Source organism: Verticiella alkaliphila (assembly GCF_018904615.1).
Classification (GTDB): domain Bacteria; phylum Pseudomonadota; class Gammaproteobacteria; order Burkholderiales; family Burkholderiaceae_B; genus Verticiella; species Verticiella alkaliphila.
Genome location: NZ_JADCNH010000004.1, coordinates 162,832 through 179,186, shown reverse-complemented (window position 1 = coordinate 179,186; position 16,355 = coordinate 162,832). Strand labels below are relative to the sequence as shown.

Genomic DNA, 16,355 nt, shown 5'->3' with positions numbered 1-16,355 from the left:
CCGTTGCGAAGGTGCAAGCCTTATCTCGGCATTTCGTTCTTAAACCATCCTCACACATCAAGGTAGGAATCTCCATGACCCGTTCACATTTCATCGCCAAGTTCGTCGCGCCGATCGCTGCTGGCCTGTTCGCCACCGCCGCATTCGCGCATCCTTCGCTGGTATCTTCGACGCCGGCCGATAAGTCGCAGGTTTCCGCGCCAGCCACCATCGAGCTGAAGTTCTCCGAAACGCTGGTGCCGCAGTTCTCCGCCGCGAGCCTTGTCATGACGGGCATGCCGGGTATGGCGAGCCATGGCCCGATGAAGATCAACGCCAGCGTCGCGGGTGCCGGCGACGGCAAGACCATGGTCATCACGCCGGCACAAGCGCTCCAGCCGGGCGACTATCGCGTCGAATGGCGTGCCGTCTCCTCGGACACGCATCCGATCACAGGTAACGTCACCTTCAAGGTGAAGTAAGCCCATGGCCGGGGATTGGTTGACCATCGTCCTGCGCTTGGCGCTTTATCTGGACCTGGCGGCGGCGTTTGGCGTCGCCATGTTCGGTCTCTATGCTTTGGGCAACGACGAGCGATCCTCGACGATCTCGCGCCGCTATCGCGTACTCATTGGCGCATCCGCTGCCATCGGCATTGCCCTGTCGATGTGGGGCATGACGGTCATGGCCAAGGCCATGTCCGGCGCCCAAAGCTACGCGGAATTGTCAACGCACGTTTTCGACATGCTCATTACGGGCACGCACATGGGCATCGCCTGGTGCATTCGCATCCTGGCGCTGTTGGTGTGCGTGCCCGTCGCAATGTTGAAATTGAACGCGACCGTGCGATTTGCAGTGATGGCGCTCTCCACCGGCGTGGCGCTGGCGACCCTTGCATGGGCGGGACATGGCGCCATGGATGACGGCGTGCGCGGATACATTCATCTCGCTTCGGACATCACGCACCTCTGGGCGGCCGGTGCCTGGGTAGGCGCATTGATCGCGTTCTTGGTGCTTGCGGCCAACAAACCAAATACCGGGCAAGGCTCAGTAGAGATCCTGAGCCGAACATCCAATGGTTTCGCCCGGATAGGTACGGTGATCGTGGCGGCACTCGTCGTGACTGGAGCCCTGAATTACCTGTTGATCGCTGGGCCATCGCTTGATCCGCTCTTCTCAACGCTCTATGGCCGCCTGCTCGTAGGAAAACTCCTGTTGTTCGGAGGAATGCTCGCGCTGGCGGCAGCCAATCGGTTTCGACTGAGCCCAAGTCTGGAGGCGGCATTGAGAACAGGCAACCACGCACAAGCGGTCGTCAAGCTACGGCAGAGTCTGTTCACGGAGGCGATGTTAGCCGTTCTGGTTCTGGCGAGCGTTGCGTGGCTTGGCATCCTTTCTCCCAACGGCACCTAATCCTTGACTGGCTCTAAATGACAGCACATGAATTGAATGTAATGCACGGGTAAGCGATCTGTAGATCGCGCGCTTCTACATTTAACGACGCGGCGCAAGTTGTCGTCGTTTTCACAAAGGAGTCGATCATGAAATCGCAAATTGTCATTGCCGCCCTGTTGAGCGTCCTCTCCGTGCCTGCCTTCGCCGGTCATGCAGCAGCCCTGGCAGCCAAGGAGATGGTTCCGCTGGCTGACGGGGGAACGCTGTACGTCTTCAAGGATGGAAAGATGGCACAGGAAAGTCGCTTCGGGCGCGCCGTCTATCTCAATGTCGGGGCTTCGGTGCCGACGAAGGATGGGCGCAATATTGCCATCACCAGCAATGAAGTTGCTCGCCTCAGCTCGCTGCTTGAACAGGAGCACGGCGGGTAATTCACGCGATCTGCTGATGCCTCCCAATGGCGTCAGAAAGAAGTCCCAGCGCCTGTCCGATTCGGATAGGCGCATGGCCTTCGGTGCCTACCCCGGACAGAAGATTCAATGTGTAGGTTCAAATAACACTTAATAGGAGATTGGTTTGACTCCAAAGCCCAGTGGTGTGAAAAAGTCGGGCAGGTCAACCCAGCACCTCAACCGTAAGCGCCCGGCCATCCCATCTTGAGGCCACCAAGGCCAGCCGATAGTGTCCACCACTTTTAGGTGGACACCATGACGAAGACAGAATTGGCCCCGGTGCGCGCTCGCCGCTCCTATCCCAAGGCCAAGGCACAGGTTGTCGCTGAATGCGGTGAGCCGAACGCCTCGATCGACGCGGTGGCGCTGTCACACGGCCTGAACGCCAATCTCGTGCACAAATGGCTGCGGCTTGCGAGCGCGCAGCATGAGCCGAGCACTCCAGCCTTCGTTCCGGTCCTCGCTGGCCCCTCGTCGGCAGTCGGCCAGCGCATCGAGATCCGCGTGCAGCGAGGAGAAGTACAGGCCTCGCTGCACTGGCCCGTCAGCGCGGCCGATGCCTGCGCAGCGTGGCTGCGCGAGTGGCTGCAGTGATCCCCGTCGAGGCGATCTGGCTGGCCACCGAACCGCTGGACATGCGCGCTGGCGCCGACAAGGCCTTGGCCCGCGTGATCGCGGTGTTCGGCGCGGCGCAGCCACACCACGCCTACTGCTTTGCGAACCAACGCGCGACCCGCATGAAGGTACTGGTGCATGACGGCATCGGTGTGTGGCTGGCGGCTCGGCGCCTGAACCGCGGCAGCTTCGTGTGGGCATCGTCGGCCAGCGAGACGGCGCTCGCGCTGCAGACCGATCAATGGCAGGCGCTGGTGCTTGGGCTACCCTGGCGCCACGTGGGAAGCGCGATCGCGGTCCTGTAGATCGGCGCAATCGGGGATGCCGGCAATACCGGCGCCCCCGGCGTTCTGGCACACTGCCAGGCATGAGCAGCACCGACTCCCTGAGCGATCTGGATGCGCAGCAATTGCGCACGCTGGCAGCAAGCCTGATGGGCGAGCTGGCCGCGCGTGACGCGCGATTGACGCAACTCGATGCCCGGATCGTTACCAAGGATCGCGAACTGCACGTCAAGCAAACCCACATCGATCAGCTCACGCAGGAGCTGGCGTTCTACAAGCGCTGGCGCTTTGGCCGGCGCAGCGAGCAGATGAGCGCCGAGCAGGCGAGCCTGTTCGAGGAGATGATGGACGCGGACATGGCGGCCATCGAGGTGGAGATCGAGGCGCTGCGCACACCGGCCGCACAACCGACCGTGCCGTCGCAGCCGCGTCGTCTGCGCCTGCCGCCCGAGTTGCCACGCGTGCAGATCCGCCATGAGCCTGCGAACACCGTCTGTGCATGCGGCTGCGCGCTCAAGCGCATCGGCGAGGACGTGAGCGAGAAGCTCGACTACACGCCCGGTACCTTCACTGTCGAAGAGCACATCCGGGGCAAGTGGGTGTGCCAACATTGCGAGACGATCCAGCAGGCGCCCGTACCGGCCCAGGTCATCGACAAGGGCATGCCCACGGCCGGCCTGCTCGCGCAGGTGCTGGTGGCCAAGTACGCCGATCACCTGCCGCTGTATCGGCAGGAAGGCATCTTTGCGCGGGCGGGCCTGGCGCTGCCGCGCTCGACGCTGGCCGATGCACTACGCGCAGAAATCCTCGAGCGCACCGTGCTGCATGCCGACGAGACGCCGGTACAGATGCTCAAGCCCGGCACGGGCAAGACCCACCGGGCCTATCTCTGGGCATACACGCCCACGACCTACGACACGCTGCGCGCGGTAGTCTACGACTTCACGCCCGGGCGCACCGGCGAACATGCCCGGCAGTTCCTCGCCGACTGGCGCGGCAAGCTCGTGACCGACGACTATGTTGGGTACAAAGCGAGCTTCGCAGCCGGCGTGACCGAGCTGGGCTGCATGGCGCACGCCCGACGCAAGTTCCACGAACTGCATGCCAATCACCAGAGCCAGATCGCCGGTCAGGCGCTGGAGATGATCGGTGCGTTGTACGCCATCGAGCGCGAGGCGGCCGAGCTGGACGCCGATGAACGCCGGCATCTGCGTCAGGAGCGCGCCAGGCCGGTGGCCGAGACCTTGCATCGGTGGTTGCTGGCGCAGCGTGAGCGCGTACCCGACGGCTCGGGCACGGCCCGCGCCATCGACTACAGCCTGAAACGCTGGCCCGCGCTCACGCGCTACCTCGACGATGGCAATGCACCGATCGACAACAACTGGGTCGAGAACCAGATCCGGCCGTGGGCGATGGGCCACTCGAACTGGCTGTTCGCGGGCTCGCTGCGCGCAGGCCAGCGCGCGGCTGCCATCATGAGCCTGATCCAGTCCGCGCGGCTCAACGGGCACGATCCGTATGCCTATCTGAAGGACGTGCTCACGCGGCTGCCGACGCAGAAGAACCATCAGGTCGGGGAGCTGCTGCCGCATCGGTGGACGCCGGCGGGCTGAACATCGCCGTCAAGGTGTGATTGCCGGGCGTTTACGATCACAAGACAGCAATGTTGCAATGACAAAGGCGGCAGCGCAAGCACCAGATTTCTGAAAACAAAGGGCGGCCAAAAGGCCGCCCTTGTCAATTCAAGCCACCCGCAGGCTGCTTACCCCCTCACTCCTTCGCGTAAGTAAACTTCCCCCCGCGAATCACCCCCATTACCACCGCCCGCTCATCAAACCCCTGATGATCCTGCGCCGTGATATTCAGCACCCCATTCGGCACCGTCAGCTCCTTCGTCTCCTCCAGCGCATCCCGCAGCGCCGACCGGAACTCCGGCGTCCCCGGCTGCACCTTGCCATCGCGCATGGCGCGGCGCACGGCGTCATCCAGCAGCATGTAAGCCCCCCACGCATCGCCGGCGAACTGCGTCACGCTATCCCGGCCATGCTTGGCTTCATACTGCTCCACGAACTCCATCGCCACCTTCTGCGCCGGGTGCGACTCGGGCAGTTCACGCGCCACCACCACGGGGCCGGTGGGGAAATAGGTGCCTTCCACGTCCTTGCCGCCGATCTGCAGGAACTGCGGCGAGGCGATGCCGTGGGTCTGGAAGATGCGGCCTTGGTAGCCGCGCTCCACCAGGGTCTTTTGCGGCAGCACAGCGGGGGCGCCGGAGCCGGCCACGAGCACGGCGTCGGGGCGGGCGGCGATGAGCTTGAGCACCTGGCCGGTCACGCTGGTGTCGTTGCGCTGGAAGCGCTCGTCGGCCACGACGTCGATGCCGTTGGCCTTGGCGGCGGCGGAAAATTCATTCCACCAGCTGGTGCCGTAGGCGTCCGCGAAGCCTATGAAGCCCACCGTCTTCACGTTGTTCTTGGCCATGTAGCCGGCCAGGGCGCGGGCCATGAGCGAATCGTTCTGGGGCATCTTGAACGACCACTGGCGCTTGGGCGCGTCCTGCGGCTCGACGATGCTGGCCGAGGCGGCGAGGGCGAGCATGGGCGTCTGGGCTTGCGAAGCCACCTCCTGCACGGCCAGGGCGTTGGGTGTGAGGTTGGGGCCGACGATGACGTCGACCTTGAATTCGTTGAGCATCTTGTGCGCGTTGCGCAGGCCTGCGTCACGTCCGAGCCGTCGTCCAGCAGCACGTAGTTGACCTTCTGGTCGCCCAGGGTGCGCGGCCACATCATGACGGTGTCTTTGGTGGGGATGCCGATGGCTGCGCCGGGGCCGGTGGTGCCCAGGTTGATGCCGACGGTCAGGTCGGCGTGGGCGGTGGCGCACGCGGCGAGCGTGGCGGCGCCCAGCAGGGCTTTGAGCTTGCGCATGGGGTGTCTCCAAGGGAGCGAGAAGAAAACGTCGGAGAATGTTACCGCAGCCACAGGCAGGCGCCGCGCTCATTCGCGCCGGATTGTTATCATCCCGGGTTGTCCGTTTTCCGTTGACGTGAGACTGCCATGGTCACCGTTGTGAAGTGCCCCACCTGCCGCCGGGATGTGCCCTGGCGTGAGGACAGCACCTGGCGGCCGTTCTGCTCGGAGCGCTGCAAATCCGTCGACCTGGGTGCCTGGGCATCCGACCGCTTCGTGATTCCGGGGCCGCCGGTGGACGAAGACGAACCGGCCGGCGGGGGCAGGGCTTGAAGGCGCTCTCGGCGCCCGCATCTACCGGAAAAAGTACCTTGATGTTACGCAAGACGCGGTAAAATCAAGGGTTTCGTCTGTCATTCTTGTGGGAACCTCCCATGCCTATCTACGCGTACAAGTGCGAAGCGTGTGGTCACGCGCATGACGCGCTGCAGAAAATGTCTGCGGCGCCCCTGGTCGATTGCCCGGCCTGCGGCAAGCCTGCCCTCGTCAAACAGGTGACGGCTGCCGGCTTCCAGCTCAAGGGCTCGGGCTGGTACGTCACGGATTTCCGCAATAATGGCAACAGCAGCTCGGGCGCCTCGTCGTCCGGTGCCAGCGCCACGAGCGGCAGCAGCGCGTCCAGCAGCGAAGCCGCTGCCCCGGCGGCCACGCCGGCACCCGCGCCTGCCACCCCCACGCCCTCGGCCACGTGAGCCGCACGCGGGCAGCCCCGGCGGGCCGCCCGCTCCCTTCTTCGCCATCCTTCATCTCCAGGAAGCTTTCATGCGTACGTGCTATACCGGCCAGGTATGCCGAGACCACCTCGGTCAGACCGTCACCTTGTTCGGCTGGGTGCATCGTCGTCGCGATCACGGCGGCATCATCTTCATCGATTTGCGCGACCGTGAAGGCCTGGCGCAGATCGTCTGCGATCCGGACGAGCCCGTCTCCTTCGCCGTGGCCGAGCGCCTGCGCAATGAATTCTGCGTGCGGATCACTGGCGTGGTGCGCGAGCGCCCGCAGGGCACCGTGAACGCGGATCTGAAGTCTGGCGAAGTCGAGATCCTGGCGCGCGACATCGAGATCCTGAACGCGTCGGTCACGCCGCCGTTCCAGCTCGATGACGACAACCTGTCGGAAACGACGCGCCTCACGCACCGCGTGCTGGACCTGCGTCGCCCGCAAATGCAGCGCAACCTGATGCTGCGCTACCGCGTCGCGATCGAAGTGCGCAAGCACCTGGATTCGCTCGGGTTCATCGATATCGAAACCCCGATGCTCACCAAGAGCACGCCGGAAGGTGCGCGCGATTACCTCGTGCCTTCGCGTGTGAACGCCGGTCAGTTCTTCGCGCTGCCGCAGTCGCCCCAGCTCTTCAAGCAGCTCCTGATGGTGTCCGGCTTCGACCGCTACTACCAGATCACGAAGTGCTTCCGCGACGAAGACCTGCGTGCTGACCGCCAGCCGGAATTCACGCAGATCGATTGCGAGACCTCGTTCCTGTCGGAAACCGAGATCCGCGCGATCTTCGAGGACATGATCCGTGGCGTGTTCAGCAAGGTGCAGGGCGTCGAGCTGGCCGCGGAATTCCCCGAGATGACGTGGGCCGACGCCATGCGCCGCTACGGCTCGGACAAGCCGGATCTGCGCGTGTCTCTCGAGTTCACCGACATGACCGACGTCATGAAGGACGTCGAGTTCAAGGTGTTCGCCGGTGCGGCCAACAGCGAAGGCGGTCGGGTCGTGGCGCTGCGCGTGCCGGGTGGAGCCGCGCTCTCGCGCAGCGAGATCGACGCCTACACGCAGTTCGTCGGCATCTACGGTGCCCGTGGCCTGGCGTGGATCAAGGTCAACGAAGCCGGCAAGGGCCGCGAAGGCCTGCAGGCCCCGATCGTCAAGAACCTGCACGATGCGGCCATCGCCGCGCTGCTCGAGCGCACGGGCGCCCAGAGCGGCGACATCATCTTCTTCGGGGCGGACAAGGCCAAGGTCGTCAATGACGCCATCGGCGCGCTGCGCGTGAAGATCGGTCACAGCGAATTCGGCAAGGCCAACGGCCTCTTCACCCCGGGCTGGCGCCCGCTGTGGGTGGTGGATTTCCCGATGTTCGAATACGACGAGGAAGACCAGCGCTACACCGCGGCTCACCACCCGTTCACCAGCCCCAAGGACGGCCACGAGGATCTGCTCGAGACCAACCCGGGTGCCGCGTTGGCCAAGGCCTACGACATGGTGCTCAATGGCTGGGAGATCGGCGGCGGCTCGGTGCGTATCCACCGCGAGGAAGTCCAGAGCAAGGTGTTCCGCGCCCTGAAGATCGATGCCGAGGAAGCCCGCGCCAAGTTCGGCTTCCTGCTGGACGCGCTCCAGTACGGCGCGCCCCCGCACGGTGGCATCGCCTTCGGTCTGGATCGCATCGTCACCATGATGACGGGTGCCGATTCTATCCGTGACGTGATCGCCTTCCCGAAGACGCAGCGGGCGCAATGCTTGCTGACCCAGGCTCCGTCTTCGGTGGATGAGAAGCAGTTGCGCGAACTGCACATCCGCCTGCGCCAGCCGGACGTCAAGACGGCGTCCTGACGGCAGACCGCGATACGTTGCCGGCCTCGGCCGGCAGCGTATCGCGTCGACAGGAGCTTTCCCATGTCGCGCCTGCGCGTCGTCAGCTACAACATTCACAAGGGCCGTTCTGGCCTCATGAGCCGCGTCCGGCTCAACGAGCTTCGGCTCGGGCTGTATGGCCTGGGTGCCGATCTGGTCTTCCTGCAGGAAGTGCAGGGGCGCAATGAGCGTGCGGGTGTGCTCGATGCCCAGCACGAGTCCCTCGCGGCCGCCTTGCACCTGGACATGGTGTATGGATGCAATGCCGTGCGGCGCTACACCGATCACGGCAACGCGCTGCTCTCGCGGTTTCCCATCCTCAGCCACGAAAATCTCAACGTCTCGGATCACCGTCTGGAGCAACGCGGGCTGTTGCACGCCCAGGTGCGCATCGGCGATCACATGGTGCATTGCTTCGTGGTGCACCTGGGGCTTTTCGGGGCCAGCCGTGGCCGTCAGGCCGAAGCCTTGATCCGCCGGATCGACGAGGTGGTGCGCGATGGCGAGCCTGTGCTGATCGCGGGTGATTTCAACGACTGGAACGACGACTTGTCGGCCACGCTCGTGGAGCGGCTGGGTCTGCACGAAGTGTTCGGGTCGGCGCAGCTCACCAAGGGTGGCGGGCCGCCAAAGCTGCGCGAGACGGTACGTCTGCTGCGTCAGTCCTTTGTGAGGCTGCGTGATGGGGCAGGGCCGTCGCAGCCGCTGCCGGCCTTGTCGGCGGGCAGCCTGCCCGTGACGGCACGCCCGCCGCGCACCTTCCCGTCTGCCATGCCGATGTTCCGTCTGGATCGCATCTATCAGCGTGGGTTTGCCGTGCGCCGCGCTCGCGTACTGCGCGGTATGCCCTGGACGCGGATCTCGGATCACGCGCCGCTGATGGCGGAGCTCGAACTGCCGTAGCCGCGCCTGCGCGAGCGAGGCCCTGGCTACAAGCCTGCTATACTCGCGCCCGTCATTGGGGAGTAGCTGCGTCCCGCCCCGGGACGAGCCCGTGCCAACATACTTGCCCGCCAGGGCATGGTGCCGGCGTCCGCAGCATCCGAGCCTATCGGCCGGGTACCGGAATGCAAGACCTTTGACCGCAACGCCCACCGGCCGGGGGGTGCTTGCGGTCAATGTTGTCTGCCCGGCCTGGAGATTCCCACGTTGGAAGCCCTGCTCGTCTCCACCGGCGTCGTCGCGCTGGCGGAAATCGGCGACAAGACCCAGTTGCTCGCATTCATGCTGTCGGCGCGCTATCGCAAGCCGTGGCCCATCATCGCCGGTATTTTCATCGCCACGATCGTCAATCACGGGTTTGCCGGCGTGCTCGCCGAGTGGCTCACCACGCGCTTCGATCCCACTGTGCTGGCCTGGGTGCTGGCGGCCACCTTTCTCTTGATGGCGGGCTGGGTGCTGGTGCCCGACAAGCTCGATGACACTGAGGTGAAGGCGGGCCGCCTAGGCGTGTTCGGCGCCACGGTGGTGGCGTTCTTTCTTGCGGAAATGGGGGACAAGACCCAGTTCGCGACGGTGGCCATGGTGGCCCAGTATCAGGCGTTCGGCGCGGTGGTGGTGGGCAGCACGTTGGGGATGATGCTCGCCAACGTGCCGGCCGTGATCCTGGGGGATCGGTTGTCCGGCAGGCTCCCCGTGAAGACGGTGCGCGTGGTGGCGGCTGTGATCTTCCTGGGCCTGGCGGTGGCTGCGCTGATGGCGGCGCTGCGATGAAGCCGCGTCTACCTGTGTCCTGTTGACGCTTGCCGTGACGCTACGCGCGCGCGGGCGTCAAGCTGGGCGTGCGGCGCCTGGTGCCGCAAGGCTGCCGCCAAGCCCCTTCACGTGGCCGCTTACGCCAGGCTCTCCACCAGCCGATTCACGCAGCGCTCGGCGAGCGCCTCGTCATCGGCTTCCACCATCAGTCGCAGCTTGGGCTCCGTGCCGGAGGCCCGGATCAGGGCACGGCCGCGGTTGCCGAGCTCGTCCTGCACCTCGGAGAGCGCCGCCTGCAGGCCGGCGTGCGTGCGCCAGTCGATCTCGGGATCCAGCGGCACGTTCACCAGCTTTTGCGGGTAGAGCGTGAGATCGGCCAGAAGGTCCTGCAGCGACTTGCCCGCACGGCGCATGGCCGCCAGCACCTGCAGGGCCGCGATGATGCCGTCGCCCGTGGTGTGGTTGTCCAGGCAGATGAGGTGGCCGGAGCCTTCGCCGCCCAGCAGCCAGCCCCGTTCGAGCATGGCTTCGAGCACGTAGCGATCGCCCACGGCGGCGCGCGTGAAGGGGATGCCGAGCTCGCCCATGCGGCGCTCGAAGGCGAAGTTCGTCATGAGCGTGCCGACGACGCCAGCCACCGGGCCTTGGGTCTGACGCTCGCGCACGATGGCGTAGAGCAGTTCATCGCCGTTGTAGGTGCGTCCGCTGGCATCGGCCATGACCAGGCGGTCCGCGTCGCCATCCAGCGAGATGCCCAGATCCGCCTTGTGCTCGCGCACGGCCGCCGCGATGGCTTCGGGGTGCGTGGCGCCCACGCCGTCGTTGATGTTCATGCCATTGGGCTGGCAGCCCACGGCGATCACCGTGGCGCCCAGCTCGCGGAACACGTCCGGCGCGATGTGGTACGCCGCGCCGTGCGCAGCATCCACCACCACGCGCAGGCCATTCAGATCCAGGGCGTTTGGAAAGCTGCTCTTGCAGAACTCGATGTAGCGGCCGGCGGCATCCGTGAAGCGGCGCGCGCGGCCCAGACGGGCGGAGGGCTCGCAGCCCAGCGGTTCGTCGAGCACGGCTTCGATCCGCGCCTCGATCTCGTCGGGCAGCTTCATGCCGCGCTCGGAGAAGAACTTGATGCCGTTGTCTTCGTACGGGTTGTGCGAGGCGCTGATCACGATGCCGGCGGAGAGCCGAAGCGCGCGCGTGAGATAGGCAATCGCGGGCGTGGGCATCGGGCCCGCGAGCAACGAATCCACCCCTGCGGCCGCCAGGCCGGCTTCGAGGGCCGATTCCAGCATGTAGCCGGAGATGCGTGTGTCCTTGCCGATGAGCACCATCGGACGCCCATGCAGGGCGGGCTGCTGAGCCAGCACCCGGCCGGCGGCATAGCCCAGGCGCAGGGCGAACTCGGCATTGATGACGGGGCCACCGACGTGGCCGCGGACGCCGTCCGTGCCGAAATACTTGCGTGTTGTCATAGGATCAACCTTCTTGGGATGCGGAAACCTCGCGCCAGACGGCGAGGGCGTCGACGGTGGCGGCCACGTCGTGCACGCGCAGCAGCGTGGCGCCGTGGACGACGGCAGCCAGCGCGCCTGCGAGGCTGCCGGCCAGGCGTTCGTCGACGGATCGGCCGGTGACGGCGCCGATCATGGATTTGCGGGAAAGGCCGGCAAGCACCGGGTAGCCCAGGGCAGCCAGGGCATCGAGCCGGGCAAGCAGCCGGTAATTCTGGGCCACGGTCTTGCCAAAACCCAGGCCAGGGTCGAGCACAAGTCTTTCCGGGGCCACGCCGGCGGCGCGCAGCGCGTTGCAGCGCTGTGCCAGCCAGTCGCGCACCTCGGCGACCACATCGGCGTAATCGGGCGGCGCGACCTGCATGGTGCCGGGCTCGCCATGCATGTGCATGACGACGAGCGCGCAGTGGGGGTGTGCGGCCGCCGCGGCCTGGGCTTGCGGGTCGCGAAAGCCGTTGACGTCGTTGAGCATGTCGGCGCCGGCCGCGAGGGCGGCGCGCATGACGACAGGCTTGCGGGTGTCCACCGATAGCGGCACGCCGGCGTCCTGAAGTCCGCGAATGACGGGAACCACGCGCGCGATCTCCTCGTCATCCGGCACCGTGTCGGCACCGGGGCGCGTGGACTCGCCACCGATGTCCAGAATGTGGGCGCCCTGGGCCACGAGCGCCCGGCCATGGGCGATGGCGGCTTGCGGCGCGAAGAAGCGCCCGCCATCCGAGAAGGAGTCCGGGGTGGCATTGATGATGCCCATCACCAGGGGCGCATGAACGGGGAGGGTGAAGCGACCGCAGAGCAGCATGACGGGAGATAACGGGGAAGCTGAAAAAACAAAGCCGGGATCAGAGATCCCGGCTTCGTCACGACCGGACGAAAACGTCAGGCCGGTGCCGTGGCATTGTTGCCCGACGCCACGCCGCCCGCGGGCGGGGTGGCCGTCGAGTCGCCCGAGCTGTCGCTGGGCGGGCTCGGCGGACGCGGGTCGTTGCCAGCCATGATGTCGTTGATCTGGTCGGCATCGATGGTTTCCCACTCGAGCAGGGCACGGGTCATGACTTCGACCTTGTCACGCTGCTCTTCGAGGATGCGGCGCGCCGTGGCGTACTGCTCGTCGATGATGCGACGCACCTCGTTGTCGACCTTCTGCATCGTGGCTTCGGACACGTGCGTCGTCTTGGTGACGCTGCGGCCCAGGAACACTTCGCCTTCGTTATCCGCATACACCATGGGGCCGAGGCTGTCGGTCATGCCGTAGCGCATCACGATATCGCGAGCGATGGTGGTCGCACGTTCGAAGTCGTTCGAAGCGCCCGTCGTCATCTGGTTCATAAAGATTTCTTCGGCGATACGACCACCGAAGAGCACCGCGATCATGTTGAGCAGGCGTTCCTTGTCCATGCTGTAGCGATCGCCTTCCGGCAGCTGCATGGTGACACCCAGGGCGCGGCCGCGCGGGATGATGGTGACCTTATGGACCGGATCGGTCTTGGGCAGCATCTTCGCGACGATGGCGTGGCCGGACTCGTGGTACGCGGTGTTGCGGCGCTCTTCCTCGGGCATCACGATGGAGCGGCGTTCCGCACCCATGATGATCTTGTCCTTGGCCTTTTCGAAGTCCGCCATGTCGACCATGCGGCCGGCGCGACGGGCGGCGAAGAGGGCGGCCTCGTTCACCAGGTTGGCCAGGTCAGCACCCGAGAAGCCGGGCGTGCCGCGGGCCAGCACGGTGGCGTCCACGTTCGGCGCCAGCGGCACCTTGCGCATGTGCACCTTGAGGATCTGGGCGCGGCCACGGATGTCCGGCAGCGACACGACGACCTGGCGGTCGAAACGGCCCGGGCGCAGCAGGGCGGGATCGAGCACGTCCGGACGGTTGGTCGCGGCGATGACGATGATGCCTTGCGTGGTCTCGAAGCCGTCCATCTCGACGAGCATCTGGTTCAGCGTCTGTTCGCGTTCATCGTTGCCACCGCCCAGGCCGGCGCCGCGCTGGCGGCCGACGGCGTCGATTTCATCGATGAAGAGAATGCAGGGCGCGTGCTTCTTGGCCGTTTCGAACATGTCGCGAACGCGCGAGGCGCCCACGCCGACGAACATTTCCACGAAGTCCGAACCGGAGATGCTGAAGAAGGGCACCTTGGCTTCGCCGGCGATCGCCTTGGCGAGCAGCGTCTTGCCGGTACCGGGCGAGCCCACCATCAGCACGCCGCGCGGAATGCGGCCGCCCAGCTTCTGGAAGCGGGTCGGGTCGCGCAGGAAGTCCACGAGCTCCTGGACGTCTTCCTTCGCTTCGTCGCAACCGGCCACGTCCGCGAACGTGGTGACGTTGGTGGCTTCGTCCAGCAGGCGGGCCTTGGACTTGCCGAAGTTGAAGGCGCCACCACGGCCGCCACCCTGCATCTGGCGCATGAAGAAGATCCAGACGCCGATCAGCAGCAGCATCGGGAACCAGGACACGAAGATGCTCATGAGGAGCGAGGGCTCTTCACGCTGCTTGCCGGAAACCTGCACGCCGGATTTCATGAGGTCGCTGACCATCCACAGGTCACCCGGAGAGGTGAGCGAGTAGGGGCGGCCCGACTGCGGCGTGACATAGAGCACGTCGCCCTGGACGTCCACGCTGCGGATGCGTCCGTCGCGTGCGTCCTGCATGAACTGGGTGTAGGAAACCGAATCGGCGCTCTGACCGCGGCCTTCGAACTGCTTGAAGACCGTGAACAGTACCAGTGCGATGACCATCCACACTGCCACTTTGGAAAAGGTGTTGTTGTTCAAGCTCGATCTCCTGCTTGCCGACGCGACGGGCTTTCCCGGGACCGCCGTCCGGCCGATGGTACTGCTGAAGGGGCTGGGTGCTTGACCGGCACCCGGTCCGATTGCGATAGTCGCCTGATTTTACCCTTGTTGCTCGAGGCGAGCGTGCTCGCGCACGTTTGGTTTCAGACGGCGCGCCACGATGAAAGTTTCCGCGGACTTGTCCCGGGAAGCCTTGGGCTTGCGCTCAACCACGCGCGTGAAGTTTTGTTTCATGTCCTGGACGATCTGCGAGAACCCGCTGCCGTGGAACGCCTTGACGATCAGGGCGCCATCCGGCGTCAGGTGCGCGCGCGCGAAATCCAGAGCGATCTCGCACACGTGCTGGATGCGGGCGGCATCTGCCACCCCCACGCCCGACAAGTTGGGGGCCATGTCCGAAAGCACAAGGTCCACCGGCGCGCCCTGCAGCAGATTTTCAAGCGTGTGCAGGACGCTGTCCTCGCGAAAGTCGCCCTGGATGAACTCCACGCCCGCGACAGGCTCCATGGGGAGAAGATCCAGCGCGATGGCGCGCCCGCGCATCACGCCACCCGGGCCCACCAGACGCTCGCGCACCACCTGCGACCAGCTGCCCGGTGCAGAGCCGAGATCCACGACAACGTCGCCCGGCTTCAGGAGCTTCTCGGTGTCGAGGATCTCGGTGAGCTTGAAAGCCGCCCGCGCGCGATAGCCGCGCGCCTGCGCGAGCTTCACGTAAGGGTCGTTCATGTGCTGGCGCAGCCAGTCTTTGGAGAATCGGTTCTTAGCCACGTTGCATTCGTTCGTTTCAGCCGGCCGCTCGTGCCGGTACAATTCGGTCCATCATGCCCACCATTGAACTAGAGTCCAAGATGCGCAGCGCACTGCGCGCTGCTGCCCACCCCCTGCGGCCCGTCGTCCAGATCGGCGACAAGGGCTTGTCCGACGCCGTCGTGAAGGAAATCGACCGCGCGCTCACCGCCCATGGCCTGATCAAGGTCCGTGCTGGCGGCGACGAGCGCAGCGAGCGTCAGGCCATGCTCGACGACATCTGCGAGCGCCTCGGCTGCGCTGCCGTCCACCATCTGGGCAAGATCCTCATTCTCTTTCGCCCGACGGAAAGCGATCCCCAGGCTCGCAAGCTCCTCGATGGCCGGATGCCTGCACCGGCTGCCTCGCTCGGCGTGCAGCCGCGCAAGTCGGACGAGCCGCACGTGCCCAAGAAGCTCGCCGCCGAAGGCAAGCCGGCGCCTGCACGCCGCAAGACGGAAAAGCCCGTGCGCGACGATACGTCGCTGTCGCCTCGCGAACGCTACCTTGGGGCTGCTGCTGCCCGCAAGGCCTCGCCTGCGCGCCCGGCTCGTGCCGGCAGCGCCTTGTCGCTGCGCGCCGGCGCCCGTGGGCGTCCTGCCGGTGGTGCCGGGCGTCCGCTGGCGGCTGCCCGCAAGCGCAGCAAGCCCTGACGCATCACACGCCCCGGAGCCAGCGGCTCGCGGGGCGTGCGTGACGTGCCGGCGCCAGTCGCCGACACACGGCATTACACGTAGCGCACTTCCAGAACCGCGTATTCGCGGATGCCCGAGGGCGCTTGCACCTCGGCCACGTCGCCAGCGGACTTGCCGATGAGCGCACGTGCGATCGGGCTCGACACCGAAATCTGATTCATACGGATATCGGCTTCGGTATCGCCCACCACCTGATAGGTGACCGTGTCGCCCGTCTCCAGATCCTCCAGATCCACCGTGGTACCGAATACCACGCGGCCATCGGCCTCGAGTTGCGTGGGATCGATGATCGTGGCGTTCGACAGCTTGGCCTCCAGATCGCTGATCCGGCCCTCAATGAAACCCTGACGCTCTTTGGCAGCGTCGTACTCGGCATTCTCGGAAAGGTCGCCTTGAGCCCGGGCTTCGGCAATCGCATTGATGACCGCCGGGCGTTCGATCGTCTTCAAGCGATGCAGTTCTTCCTTCAAGCGCGCGCGCCGCGCACCGTCAACGGGATGGCAGCCATAGGGTGTCTTCCTGAGAATTCAACGTCAAAACGACAAAAGCAAAAACAAGCCCCGACTCAATGAGTCGGGGCCGCGGGTGT

At 65.4% G+C, this 16,355-nt stretch carries 16 protein-coding genes, 2 pseudogenes and 1 riboswitch; of the genes and pseudogenes, 12 read left to right on the top strand and 6 right to left on the bottom strand.

What is annotated here, in order from left to right; translation table 11 throughout:
* Positions 1–74 precede the first annotated feature (74 nt).
* The 6 genes from copC (at position 75) to tnpC (ending at position 4,338) form a co-directional block, all read left to right on the top strand.
* Positions 75–461: a copper homeostasis periplasmic binding protein CopC gene (gene copC, locus IMZ29_RS04905; protein ID WP_216181279.1), complete on the top strand. Its 387-nt coding sequence runs from the start codon at positions 75–77 to the stop codon at positions 459–461.
* Positions 462–465: 4 nt separating this feature from the next.
* Entirely contained in the window at positions 466–1,392 is a 927-nt protein-coding gene (copD, locus tag IMZ29_RS04900; protein ID WP_216181270.1) for a copper homeostasis membrane protein CopD, read from the top strand.
* Between the two features lie 128 nt (positions 1,393–1,520).
* Positions 1,521–1,805, top strand: coding sequence for a CopK family periplasmic copper-binding protein (locus IMZ29_RS04895; protein WP_216181267.1), 285 nt, complete (start codon positions 1,521–1,523; stop codon positions 1,803–1,805).
* Between the two features lie 276 nt (positions 1,806–2,081).
* Complete coding sequence (locus IMZ29_RS04890; RefSeq protein WP_216181265.1) at positions 2,082–2,420, top strand: transposase; 339 nt, start codon at positions 2,082–2,084, stop codon at positions 2,418–2,420.
* The gene (gene tnpB, locus IMZ29_RS04885; RefSeq protein ID WP_216181263.1) at positions 2,408–2,746 is read left to right on the top strand and encodes an IS66 family insertion sequence element accessory protein TnpB; all 339 of its coding nucleotides are present in this window, start codon (positions 2,408–2,410) and stop codon (positions 2,744–2,746) included. Before IMZ29_RS04890 ends, tnpB begins: the two co-directional genes overlap by 13 nt.
* 62 nt (positions 2,747–2,808) lie before the next feature.
* The gene (gene tnpC / locus IMZ29_RS04880) at positions 2,809–4,338 is read left to right on the top strand and encodes an IS66 family transposase (protein ID WP_216181260.1); all 1,530 of its coding nucleotides are present in this window, start codon (positions 2,809–2,811) and stop codon (positions 4,336–4,338) included.
* 157 nt (positions 4,339–4,495) lie between these two features.
* Here the strand turns inward: tnpC and IMZ29_RS04875 are convergent.
* A pseudogene (locus IMZ29_RS04875) lies at positions 4,496–5,652 on the bottom strand (ABC transporter substrate-binding protein).
* 129 nt (positions 5,653–5,781) lie between these two features.
* Here IMZ29_RS04875 and IMZ29_RS04870 point away from each other — a divergent pair.
* The 5 genes from IMZ29_RS04870 (at position 5,782) to IMZ29_RS04850 (ending at position 9,990) form a co-directional block, all read left to right on the top strand.
* Positions 5,782–5,967: a DNA gyrase inhibitor YacG gene (locus IMZ29_RS04870; protein WP_216181257.1), complete on the top strand. Its 186-nt coding sequence runs from the start codon at positions 5,782–5,784 to the stop codon at positions 5,965–5,967.
* A 101-nt stretch (positions 5,968–6,068) separates the two neighbouring features.
* Positions 6,069–6,386: an FmdB family zinc ribbon protein gene (locus tag IMZ29_RS04865; RefSeq protein WP_216181254.1), complete on the top strand. Its 318-nt coding sequence runs from the start codon at positions 6,069–6,071 to the stop codon at positions 6,384–6,386.
* 70 nt (positions 6,387–6,456) lie between these two features.
* Positions 6,457–8,256 carry an aspartate--tRNA ligase gene (gene aspS / locus IMZ29_RS04860; RefSeq protein WP_216181250.1) on the top strand — a complete coding sequence of 600 codons (1,800 nt, stop codon included), beginning with the start codon at positions 6,457–6,459 and terminating at the stop codon, positions 8,254–8,256.
* A 63-nt stretch (positions 8,257–8,319) separates the two neighbouring features.
* Complete coding sequence (locus IMZ29_RS04855) at positions 8,320–9,180, top strand: endonuclease/exonuclease/phosphatase family protein (protein WP_216181247.1); 861 nt, start codon at positions 8,320–8,322, stop codon at positions 9,178–9,180.
* A gap of 37 nt (positions 9,181–9,217) precedes the next feature.
* A riboswitch (yybP-ykoY riboswitch) is annotated at positions 9,218–9,420 on the top strand.
* A 6-nt stretch (positions 9,421–9,426) separates the two neighbouring features.
* Positions 9,427–9,990: a TMEM165/GDT1 family protein gene (locus IMZ29_RS04850; RefSeq protein ID WP_253206833.1), complete on the top strand. Its 564-nt coding sequence runs from the start codon at positions 9,427–9,429 to the stop codon at positions 9,988–9,990.
* 119 nt (positions 9,991–10,109) lie between these two features.
* On the opposite strand, the gene glmM is transcribed toward IMZ29_RS04850, so the two are convergent.
* The 4 genes from glmM to IMZ29_RS04830 form a co-directional block, all read right to left on the bottom strand.
* Positions 10,110–11,447: a phosphoglucosamine mutase gene (gene glmM, locus IMZ29_RS04845; protein ID WP_216181241.1), complete on the bottom strand. Its 1,338-nt coding sequence runs from the start codon at positions 11,445–11,447 to the stop codon at positions 10,110–10,112.
* A gap of 4 nt (positions 11,448–11,451) precedes the next feature.
* Complete coding sequence (gene folP / locus IMZ29_RS04840; protein WP_216181238.1) at positions 11,452–12,288, bottom strand: dihydropteroate synthase; 837 nt, start codon at positions 12,286–12,288, stop codon at positions 11,452–11,454.
* 77 nt (positions 12,289–12,365) lie between these two features.
* On the bottom strand, positions 12,366–14,225 hold the full coding sequence (ftsH, locus tag IMZ29_RS04835) for an ATP-dependent zinc metalloprotease FtsH (protein WP_216181395.1): 1,860 nt from the start codon (positions 14,223–14,225) through the stop codon (positions 12,366–12,368).
* Between the two features lie 156 nt (positions 14,226–14,381).
* Complete coding sequence (locus IMZ29_RS04830; protein ID WP_216181234.1) at positions 14,382–15,053, bottom strand: RlmE family RNA methyltransferase; 672 nt, start codon at positions 15,051–15,053, stop codon at positions 14,382–14,384.
* A gap of 53 nt (positions 15,054–15,106) precedes the next feature.
* On the opposite strand from IMZ29_RS04830, the gene IMZ29_RS04825 reads away from it, so the two are divergent.
* The gene (locus IMZ29_RS04825; protein WP_216181231.1) at positions 15,107–15,724 is read left to right on the top strand and encodes a YhbY family RNA-binding protein; all 618 of its coding nucleotides are present in this window, start codon (positions 15,107–15,109) and stop codon (positions 15,722–15,724) included.
* A gap of 74 nt (positions 15,725–15,798) precedes the next feature.
* On the opposite strand, the pseudogene greA reads toward IMZ29_RS04825, so the two are convergent.
* Positions 15,799–16,274, bottom strand: a pseudogene (gene greA / locus IMZ29_RS04820) (transcription elongation factor GreA).
* Positions 16,275–16,355: the final 81 nt, after the last annotated feature.

Coding starts and splice junctions, on each gene's coding strand:
- copC (WP_216181279.1), top strand. CDS start 75: ATGACCCGTTCACATTTCATCGCCAAGTTCGTCGCGCCGATCGCTGCT.
- copD (WP_216181270.1), top strand. CDS start 466: ATGGCCGGGGATTGGTTGACCATCGTCCTGCGCTTGGCGCTTTATCTG.
- IMZ29_RS04895 (WP_216181267.1), top strand. CDS start 1,521: ATGAAATCGCAAATTGTCATTGCCGCCCTGTTGAGCGTCCTCTCCGTG.
- IMZ29_RS04890 (WP_216181265.1), top strand. CDS start 2,082: ATGACGAAGACAGAATTGGCCCCGGTGCGCGCTCGCCGCTCCTATCCC.
- tnpC (WP_216181260.1), top strand. CDS start 2,809: ATGAGCAGCACCGACTCCCTGAGCGATCTGGATGCGCAGCAATTGCGC.
- IMZ29_RS04870 (WP_216181257.1), top strand. CDS start 5,782: ATGGTCACCGTTGTGAAGTGCCCCACCTGCCGCCGGGATGTGCCCTGG.
- IMZ29_RS04865 (WP_216181254.1), top strand. CDS start 6,069: ATGCCTATCTACGCGTACAAGTGCGAAGCGTGTGGTCACGCGCATGAC.
- aspS (WP_216181250.1), top strand. CDS start 6,457: ATGCGTACGTGCTATACCGGCCAGGTATGCCGAGACCACCTCGGTCAG.
- IMZ29_RS04855 (WP_216181247.1), top strand. CDS start 8,320: ATGTCGCGCCTGCGCGTCGTCAGCTACAACATTCACAAGGGCCGTTCT.
- glmM (WP_216181241.1), bottom strand. CDS start 11,447: ATGACAACACGCAAGTATTTCGGCACGGACGGCGTCCGCGGCCACGTC.
- folP (WP_216181238.1), bottom strand. CDS start 12,288: ATGCTGCTCTGCGGTCGCTTCACCCTCCCCGTTCATGCGCCCCTGGTG.
- ftsH (WP_216181395.1), bottom strand. CDS start 14,225: ATGGTCATCGCACTGGTACTGTTCACGGTCTTCAAGCAGTTCGAAGGC.
- IMZ29_RS04825 (WP_216181231.1), top strand. CDS start 15,107: ATGCCCACCATTGAACTAGAGTCCAAGATGCGCAGCGCACTGCGCGCT.